We start from the raw sequence: 11,337 nt of genomic DNA, 5'->3' as shown, positions 1-11,337 counted from the left end.
GGATTGCTTACCGTGGATATATCTACGATGTTTCCAAAAGCAGGCTTTGGTTCCGGGGCATGCACTACGAACATTGGGCCGGACAGGATCTCACCGACGAGCTAGCAGACGCTCCGCATACGGATGAAGTGTTTTCACGGTTTGAAGTGGTCGGCGTACTGTTGTAAAACGCGTCATCCTTCAATCTCAAACTTGCTGAGTTCAGTAAATCGCGCGATACGTTCGTTGATCAGGTTACCATCCAATTCGCGGAGCCGTTCGGTACCGAATTGCTCCACACAGAACGAAGCTAGGGCCGAGCCGAAAATAACAGCGTTTTTCATATTATTGAAGTTCACCGTACCCACTTTGGCCAGATAACCTACAAAGCCGCCAGCAAATGCATCGCCTGCCCCTGTCGGGTCGTAAACCTCAGCGAGCGGCAGGGCCGGTGCAGCAAAAATCCGGTCGCCGCCGAACAGCAGCGCACCGTGTTCCCCCTTTTTTATGATTAGGTATTTCGGTCCTAGTTGCCGAATTTTCTCGGCTGCTTTCACCAACGAGTATTCTCCAGACAGTTGCCGGGCTTCCGCGTCATTGATGGTCAGCACGTCTACCCTTTTCAACACGCGGAGTAGATCGTCCAATGCGATATCCATCCAGAAATTCATGGTATCAAGCACCACAAGCTTGGGTTTGCGCTGCAACCGGTCGAGCGTCGTCAATTGTACCTGCGGTGTTAAGTTGCCCAACAGCAAGTACTCACAATCCTGGTAACTATCGGGAACGATTGGATCAAAATCGGCCAACACGTTAAGTTCGGTTACCAGCGTGTCGCGGCTATTCATGTCGTTATGGTACTTGCCCGACCAGAAAAACGATTTTTCACCCTCCTTTATCTGAACGCCATCCAGATTGATTCCTTTTGACCGCAGAATATCCAAGTTGTCGTCGCCGAAATCTTCACCCACAACACCAACCAACTTCACTCGGTCATACAAATAAGAAGCCGCCAGCCCCGCAAACGTTGCTGCCCCTCCAACGATTTTATCTGTTTTTCCGAAAGGTGTTTCAATCGCATCATAAGCGATGGTTCCGATAATGACTAAACTCATGGTAATTATTCAATTTGGGCGCAAAGGTATAGGTTTACATCCGCAAATAAAAAAACCATAAACAATAAACATATGATGATGACAAAATTGAATTAACAAAAAGTTAACACCAAAGCTTTACTTTTATTGCAACGAAGCTGGTAGTCAATGGCGACTTTACGCCCGTGATTGACCGGTATTGCTTGCTGGACCAAATCGTGGATGCCTACCGATCTGTAGAATTCGTACAAAATCGGTAATGTAGTCATTAACTTGTGCTTCGCTGCTTCAACTGGATAAATAGTAGGACAAATTATTCGAATAACTAACTACTCGTAACGAGAAATAAGGACGTAATACACCACCGATAACGTGCATAAAAAAGCCCTCTCGTTTGAAGCGAGAAGGCTTTTATTAGCTCCTGAAGCTGGGCTCGAACCAGCGACCCTCTGATTAACAGTCAGATGCGATGAGTTCCTTATACACTCATTATCAGTATGTCGCGACACAATTTTTATTCGTGAGACAAGCAATGAGACAAAAATGCTTATCTACGATATTAGAATATTTTCACCGGATTTGAACAAAAGAGCCTTCATAGCCATAACCATCGACGGAAAACGATATAAAGAATACAACGGAAATCGGATTAACATCAACATCAGACCCAACAATGCAAAGACGCTAAAAGAGCGGAGTCAGTTGCTCAAACAGTTGGAGTTTGAATATCGGAAACGATTGGAAGATGGCACATACCAACAATTAATAAACCAGTCTTCTGGTGCATCAACTAAGACAGAAGACCTTTTAAAAATAGCACTTCAGCAGAAATTGCGCTCCAACCTTAGTGTCAAATACGCTAAAGCGCTTACTCATACCTGTAATGATTTTCTCAGTTTCCTTTGTGAAAAAGAGCGGTCAAGTGACATCATTCATCTGAGCACAAAACGAGTGCAGCAGTATCTCGACAAATTCAGAGCCACACCAACTTACTATATGGGAAAACGCAGGGAATTAAGTTCACTGTTTGGCTATCTGAAAAAAACAGTCGGCTTAAAATTAAACTGTACAGATGTAACCGATAAAATCAAAACCAAAGCCACGCTTCACACCATTTACTCCCAAGAGCAACTAAACGAAGTCCTCTCCTACCTAAAGGAGTATCACGAAAACCTGTACTTGGCGTGTCTAATCAGCTACGGATGTTTCTTACGACCGCACATCGAAGTCCGCAACCTCAAAGGGAGGCATTTCAAATTCGATTGTACGGAAATCCACCTCTCCGGTGACGAGAACAAAAGCGGACGTGTGCGAACGGTATGCCTACCGGATTACGTAAGGGAAGCCATCCATGAAAGGGTATCCCAGTTGGGCAAGGATGAAAACCTGTTTTCCGGTAACGAGGCACCATTCAATGAATACTACTTCAAAACTGCGTGGTCACGCCATTTCAAAATCATGTTTGCGTCGGGCATAGTGGAGAATGATCAAACGATTTATTCATTCCGCCACACAGCTGCGGTCAACGTGTACAAGCAAACCAAAGACCTGCACCTTTTGCAGCAATTGCTTGGACACTCCAACATGATTGTAACGCTGAAATACCTACGAGGTTTAGGCGTGCATAGTGCATCCGAATTACGGCAGGTGATGCCAAGGTTGTAAATCCTTAGATAATGGCTTGTCATTTGGCAAGTCATTATTATTTTCGCTATCGATATTACCTTCTAATAATCATATGGCGGATAACTACAGTCAATATTCCACGGAGACCGTAAAACTCAACGTAGAATTCAAGAACATAGAGCAATATATAGTATGGAACGATGCTTACCCTCGGTATTTCGACGAACTATCCCTATCAAATCTCAACGAACAATATTTAAATGAAGTCCGTTTAATAAGAAAGTATGACGAGCATCGCAGGCTTGACTCAAATTTCGACTACGAAATTAAAGCAAAGACAATAGCGGTTAAAAAAGAAGACGTTAACAGCTTACTCGCTATCATACACTATATTATGGTATCCTATGACGGATATCGGTATAAGAATATAGATTATAGTGAAAAGATATATAATCACATAGTAACAAGTTTTTACAAGCAATTTGATACCCAATACTCTTTCGTACAAGAGGCACTTGGCTTCTATCAGAATCTTATCGAACTTTTCAATTTGAAAGAGGAATTGGAAGAGTATATAAAAAAACTTGAGTCATCCGCCGATGTTGACAAACAGTACGCAAATATTGCCTATGTCAAGTTACCAAAATCCAAGAAGATTCCATTGGCAATGTCTGCAAGAGACGAATTGGCCATTGTCAGCTTAGCTATAAAACGGTATTTAGATTACTATATTCACGAATTTCAATATTTGAATCCTCACATATCTCAGACACACACGCAACACCAAACATTCGACAAGGCTTATTTTCAAAGGCAGAGTTCAGAGCTTGAAAAGCAATTCACAGAACCACTACGGAGGATAAAGGATATGACGAAAAATCCCAAGACTACCAATCGAAGTGAAATCGAGCTCATTACCGATACGGTTTGCAAAAGCCTATATAGATACATTGCTTTCGAACTCAAGCCTAAAGACAGCACTAATAACCGAACCGAGAAAAGTATTACCCTACTTATCTTCTCTCTTTTAGCATGCTTCGGACTAATCAAAGAAATGAGCTTACTTGGCAAAGCAGACGGAACAAAAGTTAAGTATATAGAGTATTTGATTGGGGAAAAGAGTGATTTGAACCCTGACAATACAAAAGCGAATCGCAGATAATCTTCCGACAGAATTGCCTTTTCCTAAGTTATCGGATGTCTTTTATTGCAAAGGTGAATCCCCGACCTTTGCACATATATAATTAAAAGAAACATTGATGGCCATCAGTTTCAATTTTTTTAACTTTTAAATTTTTAGAAATGACAAAATCACTGTTATCGAAACTGACCGCCGCAAGAGAAGCTACGGTTTGGGGGAGGAAGACGAAAAGAACCAAACCAATTATCGGTTCAAAGGAATTCTTTATCGAAAATGACCCAACAAAGGGAATTGCATCCAAGCACAACTTCGGGGAATACGTCGAAGCCCTGAATGAAGAAGAGTTGGCGGAACTAGATAAATTTTTCAAGTATCTAACCGAAAAAAAGCGGTTAGATTTTGGAAGAGGTATCCGTTTTGACCAACAGGGTCGCCCATATTATTGGGTTAGTGTCCAAACCGGACGCATAACACGGGGATTTAAGCTCTTAGATTTTGATGGCTTGGATAGGCTAATCGAAGTCAATGGACAATATGAATTTGACTTGGCATTAGAGCACATATTTGACCAGTTAGAAGAGTTGCCACAAGGCTAACCCAAAACCAACAAGCAGGGGGCAATCCGCCCCTTGCTTTTACACTAATTTATTATCTAAAAAACGGCAAAGCATTGCTGTATGGCAGTGTATTGCCTCAAAAAAGCAGGATGATGAACAATCCATTCAAAAAACCCGAAACATATACTATCAGTATCAAAAGCTTCTTAGATGCCGCATTCACGGACAATAGAATCCCAAACAACGCTTTCATTGACAAAGGTCGTACAGGCATAGGTGGTACAACAATGGAACTCGAAGCATTACGCCCAAGTATCATTGTCATGAACAGGGTGACAGCCATCATTGAAAAGGGTAAAAAGATGAATACGGATGCAGGATGTATGGTCGTTTTGCCGGTCTATGAAGACCACAATAGCAAGGATTACATCAAAGCGTATCTTCAAAGCGATGTGCCAGATAAAAAAATTCTTGTCACACCCGAAAGTTTCGACAAAGTCATGGCTGCAGCGGAAGAATTGGGCATGACTAAGGAAATCACCGAAACATACTTCCTTTTGGTCGATGAACAGCACTCTTTTATTATCGAAAGCTACCGCGAGAATATTCTGAAAGTATTCGACTATTTCTGGAACTTCAAAAACAAGGCACTGATTTCGGCCACACCGATAATCCCCAGTGACCCGAGATTCCAAGAACTGGACTACCATAATATCATGTTTCATGAGCGGACATTAAATACTGTGACATTGGTGGATTCGAAAAGTCCGACGGCCACTTTGCGCTATATAATATCCAATCGTGAGTACAGTGACTGCAACCTGCACATATTCTACAACTCCGTTACGGGCATAGCCGAGACAGTAAACGCTATGGGTCTATCCGATTGCAATATATTCTGCGCAGAGAACGAAAGGAATAAGGATAAACTCGGAGAGGCAGAACGGTTTTTCAACGCTAACCTGCCGAGTAAGGATGAGAAGTATAAAAAAGTGAATTTCTATACGAGCAAGTATCTTGAAAGCTGGGATATGGAGGACAAGGAAAAGACGGTTTTCGTCATGGTAACGGACATCCATCATAAACACACCTTACTCACCGTGAGAGAACAGCTTGTGCAATGCATCGGCCGGTTACGTAATACAGAACAGCTACAACAAATTATCCACGTAACTAACCACCGCAGTGTTGCAAATATTGAGGAATACGACAAGATACACGGCCATTTCAGCCATTTATTCCAGAATGTTATCAAAGGCGTTAACGCATTTCTCGAATTAGGTATGGCGCAAACAGATTTCATCAAAAGATTTGTCGGCAGCTTTGCCGTATGGATTAATGGCGGGAGATACCGCTTCGACCCCAATAAATGTGACCAAGTTATACACGGACTATACAGTAACCAGATATACAATCACATAAGGTATATTGAAAGGGAGTGGCGGAACACCCTTTATGAGCCAATCCCTGTTTCTCATGAGATAAACGTGGGCGACTTAAACAGAGTGAATATTACAAACGGGAGGACGGCCAAAGCAAGATTTGAACAGCGGATTGCAAAAATCCATGCCGCCAAACAGGATTTCGATAAGGATATGTTTCACTTTGGCACAACCGAATGGGAAAAATATCAGGAATTATATCCCGATGAATGCCGGATATATGAGACATTGGGAATCGATAACATAAGAGTACTTGGCTATTCCCAATCGAATATCAAAAAAGCCATGATTTTAGCCTCGGCAGCACAGACCGAAGAAAAACTGATGATGCTTGTAAATGATGCCTTTTCTGTATCGCAATTTTATTCGAACATCGAGATTAAAGCGGTATTACAAAGGCTTTATGATGAGTTGGACATAAAGGATGTTGGCAGAAACCAAAGGTTAATCAAAAGGACAGCTACTGCAACCCATATTAGGAATTGGTTTGAAGTTTCTCAAACATCAAGAAAAAACGCTGCCGGAAAAAATGAAAGCGGCTTTATAATTACAGGCAAGAAACCGATGTTGACATTGATGGAAAATCAGCTTTGAGAAAGTTTGACAAAAATTGCATGAAAAATAGGGCTGTATAGTAAAGGTAAAAACATGCAGTTTTGGTAAAAAAATAAGAAGATAATTTTTTGATTGCCCTCCAAACTGGTTTTGGAGGACATTTTTTATGTCCGGCACTTGGCAGTTCACCGATTACCTGACAATCACGGCCGTTTTCAGATTTCGCACCACCCGAATTAAACGCTCCCAGTTAAGCCATATAATACGTTAAGCTATGCTATTTACGATAGGCCATAACATTATGCCAGTTACACTTACAGAGCAGGAAAACGCATTAAAATGCTAAAAAATTGAAAGTCATCAAAATAGGTCTACAGTGATGCATTGGCCTGAAAAAAAATTATTTTTTTATATATAAGTCAAGCCTCAATGGTGTAATAGCGTAATCCCCGAGCCAAACGACTGCGAGAAATGAATAATATAGAGGTTAATGCTTCCCGTGCCGATAATCAAAATAATTTTATCGCTTCTATTAGCGTATTTGACCTCGTAAAGAAAAGGGAATCGAGTTTTTTCAACCAAGCCTTATCCTATTCATTTATAAGGTGTTTTGGTTAATTGAAACTTCACATATCCTTCGGATTATTTTATTGGGTACCTTTGCAGTACACCAAACGATTAGCGTATAGGATAGATTACATAGAAATAAAAATATAAGCGTTAGCTAAAAGTTCTCTCTACGAGGAAACCTAGGAAATTTCTAAACACGAAGAGGACGGATAGAGTTAACGCCCATGCGAAAGCGTGGGCTTAACCTGTTCGTCGTGTTGGGTTCTCCTAGGTACCTCTCGAGCGGACATGGTTTAAGTTCCACGCTTTTGTATTTATAAACCTGCCGTGTCGGGACAAGCGGTAACCAAAGCCATTTTATCATGATAACGATAACGCAATCAATTACGGATTACCGTAAAGCCACGATTTATATCGAGCCTACTTTTGCAAAGCCCAGCAGTTGCAATTGACACCGGAATGAATAATACTAACCTTAATAACAATACTTAAAATGGAAAAAATACTAAGACTTTTTAGCACCCGTAAAAAACACGAGGCACCAACAGAAAGCGAAGAATTAAGCGAACTGGATGACATTGATTTCGATGACGATTGCATTCCAGCAAACAGCACTACACCTAAGCACGAAAGTGATTGGGAGGTGGAGGCGCGAATGCAAGACCTTATTGACGGCGATTACGGGGAATTGAGTAAAGATGAGAAACGCGATAGCGGATTTTGTCGATACCATAAATGCGCAGAACTCATAGATTACGTATTGAATAATGCACTTGAAGTATTCTCAAGGGATACTCTCGTTTCATTTTCGAAACAACATTTGCCTACAATAGGCGACTACATCCTGCGGGAGATTGAGAAAATGAATCCCTACAAGAATCTCCGTTTCGACTTCAATATTGATAACACGAGGTTTAAATACGATGACCGTGAAATACGTGACCCCGAGGAAGTGGATTGTTATGACCCCCGCAAACTTGGTAAAGCATATACGGAGTTGCTCGATGCCTTTTTGTTTCTGTTTACCAAGCATTATCCGGAAATCGAAGAAAGGAAATTGGCCATTCATAGGGCTATAAAATCACCGTCAGTTATCGACTATTTGGAAAACGTGTATATGAGAAAGGCTAAGGCTGATTCTTCATTTTCACTATAAAAAAGGCCAACCGAAGCATTAGTCCCGATGCTTCCTCAAATGTTAATTACTAATCTTCCGCAATGGGGCTTTGCGGTATTAAACAAAAAATGTATATGAAAAAAGTGTTTATGTTGATGACGGCAGCAGCCGTAATGTTCGGTGCATGTTCAAAAGACGGTGACGACAACCCACAAGTCGAAAAGGAATGCAGGGTAACCACGCTTGGGGCAAGTGCGATGTATGATGGCAACACTGCGTTTGAATATGACAGTCAAAGCCGTATCGTAAAAATCATTTCAAATGATGGCGGAGATGACTATGTTGCCGATTTCACCTACCAATCGAGTAAAATCACCGTAATGGAATACTACGACGGGGAATTGGATGCTGAATATGAATTTACCGTAAATGGTTCAGGATTGATTACCAGTGCAACCGGAGATTTCGGTGGAGATAAGACGTTTACCTACGATAACGGTTACCTTAAGCAATTCGAGGTTGAATATGACCACGGTACGTCCAATGTCAATATTACATACAGTAATGGCAATCTGACCGAAGTAAATATCGACAATAGCTTCGATTCGTCTGATAGCAGAACGATTGCCTATGATGCAGGGAAAGTTTATCAGCCATTCACATCCTATTTAGCAGAGCCGTTCGGTGATGTTTCGTTTTGGGGCGTTGAATATGCGCTATATGAAACCGGATATTTCGGTAAGCTGCCAACGAACAGGATTGCGTCGGCTGATAATGCTACCCTATCATATGAAACGGGAAGCGATGGAAAAGCGACAAGGATAAAGGCCGATGCTCCCGAGGGATACAGCAGCTATAATGCGGCAGTCGGTTACGAATGCGATTAACAATAGCTTCAGACATTATGAAAATTTCTAATCTGGATTTATTGGCGTTGGGCAAATATATGTTTATTGTTGTTGCACCAATATTGGCTATTAATTGTGGTAACACGATTAAAGAAAGCGAGGAAGAAAAAAAAGCTAGAATCGAAGCTGAAACTGGTCTTGAATATTATCCGGTTGAAAAAGCCATTGAAGAAAATAGAACTGCGATTTTCTTAGCCGAAGACCCGTCATTCCAAGATAATGTTGGAAGAAAGTTTTACGTCGCGACGTTTATATCAGAGGGAGATACATATGGGTTCAAAATCTTCTTTGATTATGAAGAGGGTTTGAGATATGTAAAATCCATAGACCCAAATGAAGCCGCTCGATTAGCCAAAAAAGTGAAAGACAGAGACGTTTCCTTTAGTGACCTGTATGACGCGGCATTGGTTATCCATGAATCCCGTCATAAATAAAACACCGAAAATGAAAAGTCACAATAAAAGTAAAAAGCTTTCATTAATGGTCTCCGGATTCCTACTTGTCTTACTTTTCTCTTCGTGTGAATCGATTATGACACTGGGTGTTTTCGCAGCAGGAGCCAGTGCAGCAATTGCCATTGTTTGCGGTATCGTCGTTCTTTTAGTTTTCCTGTATCACAGCATATTTGGCGACAAAAAATAGTAAGCCAAGCGCATGTTGTCAGAAGCCTTAAGCTCACCATTTCGGTGGGCTTTTTTTATGCTCTAATTTTTAATAACTCACACACTTATTTTACAAGGTATGAATTCATTATTCAAAGTTTCAGAAATCAAATTGACGTATCAGCCGCATTTTAAGCCGTCTGAACGTCCAAAAATCACAAGGTCAACCCAAGCCTACGAAATGTTAAAACAGCATTGGGATGAAGAAATAATGCAGTTTTTGGAAGAGTTCAAGGTCATCCTGTTGAACAATGCGAAACGTGTGCTTGGCATAATCGATATATCGCTGGGTGGTCTGATGGAGGTTTCAGTCGATGTTAAGGTTGTCATTGCCGCAGCACTGAAAGCAAGAGCAACGGAAATTATTCTTGCTCATAATCACCCATCCGGAGAACCTACCCCAAGCAGACAGGATATTGCTTTGACCCAAAAAATCATCGATGCTGCAAAACTGTTTGACATAGACGTGATTGACCATTTGATAGTGACGTCAGAGGGGTGTTACAGTTTTTCAGATAACGGATTGATTCCGTGATACAAAATCGCTCCAACACTTCGCGCTTGAAACTTTCGGGGTTTCTGCGCGGTGTCGGAGCGTATACTAGTACTTATATGATAAGACAGGATTCTATGGAATGATATGCTATTTTCGTACCAAATCATTTGCGTCATACTCGCTGGTATTAACTTATTCATTCAGGTATTTTAGAAATTTCCTTTGTGTAAAAAGAAACATGATAAAAGAATAAAAGTAAAATATAATAAACAGCATAAGTATACTAAAAGATACGAAAAGCGCCCATTCGAAATTCTTTCGGAAATACATAATTGTCTTAATCTCTTTCTGTTCACCGGTTTTAGAATCTTTAAATGCGATGGTCACATCGTAATTTCTGGAATTTCTAAATGGCAATAGAACTCCGTTCATATTTTTGTTTAAACTGGTAAGAATAGGGGTAAAATCTTTGGCTATGTACAAAATTTCCTTGTCTATTAGTTCGTTAGTCTTAGCGTTATATGGTATTATATTGAACTCACTAACCCGGCTTAATCCAATATATGAAAACACCAGTGGTATTATCGATATTATGACTGGTAAAAAGGAAAAGAGGTTTCTATTAATAGCTTTTTTGTATAGTTTTTTGATTTTGGGTACATTGGGTATCCGGTGGTGAAACAAAAATTTTGGATTCCTAGCATTAAAAATACCCTCGAACTTGAAATATTCGTTTCTTTTAAAAAGCCCTAAATTAATTTCAAGTAAGTCGTTGTTTATATTGTGTTGGACATCCAGTCCTTTACTGCGGGAAATGACACTAAAATCAAGCCATTTGCCACCTTCTTCAAGAGATAGACCAATACAGCTGCGTTTCTCTGTTATATCAGAGTTGCCATTACAGATAATTACCCCTCTAAGTAAATACAACTTATTATCAACAGTTATATTATCGTACTGGATAGTTAGCTTTGCAAACCGATTTGCAGCAGTATCAAAAAGATTAATGTTTTCATCTTCTAAATAGACAATTTGAGTTTTTCTTGATTTGAAATAAGCAATTAAAGAGGGTAACCCAAAAATTATGGTAAGAAGAGAGGGGATAATTAAGTTGACGTCCATATTAACTTTAGTATTGGTTACGAATATACAAATTCATAAGGCCAGGCATGCGATTTTCAAGAAGTTAA

11 protein-coding genes, 1 tRNA gene and 1 pseudogene are annotated in these 11,337 nt (G+C 40.4%); 10 read left to right on the top strand and 3 right to left on the bottom strand.

Translation table 11 applies throughout. The features are described 5' to 3' along the window. A pseudogene (locus tag VNQ80_RS07795) lies at positions 1-167 on the top strand (cytochrome b5); the annotation flags it as partial. 6 nt (positions 168-173) lie between these two features. Here the strand turns inward: VNQ80_RS07795 and VNQ80_RS07790 are convergent. Both VNQ80_RS07790 and VNQ80_RS07785 read right to left on the bottom strand, forming a co-directional pair. Beyond that, positions 174-1,094, bottom strand: a complete 921-nt coding sequence (locus tag VNQ80_RS07790; protein WP_325637169.1) for a PfkB family carbohydrate kinase — start codon at positions 1,092-1,094, stop codon at positions 174-176. A 400-nt stretch (positions 1,095-1,494) separates the two neighbouring features. Beyond that, positions 1,495-1,586, bottom strand: a tRNA-Asn gene (locus VNQ80_RS07785). 66 nt (positions 1,587-1,652) lie between these two features. Between VNQ80_RS07785 and VNQ80_RS07780 the strand changes: the two genes are divergently transcribed. From VNQ80_RS07780 to VNQ80_RS07740, 9 genes are all read left to right on the top strand, one after another. Next, positions 1,653-2,738 carry a site-specific integrase gene (locus VNQ80_RS07780; RefSeq protein WP_325637167.1) on the top strand — a complete coding sequence of 362 codons (1,086 nt, stop codon included), beginning with the start codon at positions 1,653-1,655 and terminating at the stop codon, positions 2,736-2,738. 73 nt (positions 2,739-2,811) lie between these two features. Continuing rightward, positions 2,812-3,861 carry a hypothetical protein gene (locus VNQ80_RS07775; protein WP_325637165.1) on the top strand — a complete coding sequence of 350 codons (1,050 nt, stop codon included), beginning with the start codon at positions 2,812-2,814 and terminating at the stop codon, positions 3,859-3,861. A 140-nt stretch (positions 3,862-4,001) separates the two neighbouring features. Next, complete coding sequence (locus tag VNQ80_RS07770) at positions 4,002-4,436, top strand: hypothetical protein (protein ID WP_325637163.1); 435 nt, start codon at positions 4,002-4,004, stop codon at positions 4,434-4,436. A 248-nt stretch (positions 4,437-4,684) separates the two neighbouring features. Then, positions 4,685-6,433 (top strand): hypothetical protein, encoded by a 1,749-nt coding sequence (locus tag VNQ80_RS07765; RefSeq protein ID WP_325637161.1) that lies wholly within the window; start codon positions 4,685-4,687, stop codon positions 6,431-6,433. 1,024 nt (positions 6,434-7,457) lie between these two features. After that, positions 7,458-8,120, top strand: a complete 663-nt coding sequence (locus VNQ80_RS07760; protein WP_325637159.1) for a hypothetical protein — start codon at positions 7,458-7,460, stop codon at positions 8,118-8,120. A gap of 95 nt (positions 8,121-8,215) precedes the next feature. Beyond that, the gene (locus VNQ80_RS07755; RefSeq protein ID WP_325637155.1) at positions 8,216-8,968 is read left to right on the top strand and encodes a DUF4595 domain-containing protein; all 753 of its coding nucleotides are present in this window, start codon (positions 8,216-8,218) and stop codon (positions 8,966-8,968) included. Between the two features lie 17 nt (positions 8,969-8,985). Then, a complete protein-coding gene (locus VNQ80_RS07750) occupies positions 8,986-9,423 on the top strand; it encodes a hypothetical protein (RefSeq protein ID WP_325637153.1) in 438 nt (145 codons plus the stop codon). A 10-nt stretch (positions 9,424-9,433) separates the two neighbouring features. After that, positions 9,434-9,631: a hypothetical protein gene (locus tag VNQ80_RS07745; protein WP_325637151.1), complete on the top strand. Its 198-nt coding sequence runs from the start codon at positions 9,434-9,436 to the stop codon at positions 9,629-9,631. Between the two features lie 99 nt (positions 9,632-9,730). Continuing rightward, complete coding sequence (locus VNQ80_RS07740; RefSeq protein ID WP_325637149.1) at positions 9,731-10,186, top strand: JAB domain-containing protein; 456 nt, start codon at positions 9,731-9,733, stop codon at positions 10,184-10,186. Between the two features lie 153 nt (positions 10,187-10,339). Here the strand turns inward: VNQ80_RS07740 and VNQ80_RS07735 are convergent, their stop codons facing one another. Beyond that, positions 10,340-11,269 carry a hypothetical protein gene (locus VNQ80_RS07735; RefSeq protein ID WP_325637147.1) on the bottom strand — a complete coding sequence of 310 codons (930 nt, stop codon included), beginning with the start codon at positions 11,267-11,269 and terminating at the stop codon, positions 10,340-10,342. Positions 11,270-11,337: the final 68 nt, after the last annotated feature.

The sequence above is a fragment of the Parapedobacter sp. genome (assembly GCF_035556095.1).
Classification (GTDB): Bacteria; Bacteroidota; Bacteroidia; order Sphingobacteriales; family Sphingobacteriaceae; genus Parapedobacter.
This window is presented reverse-complemented; position numbering and strand designations above follow the sequence as displayed.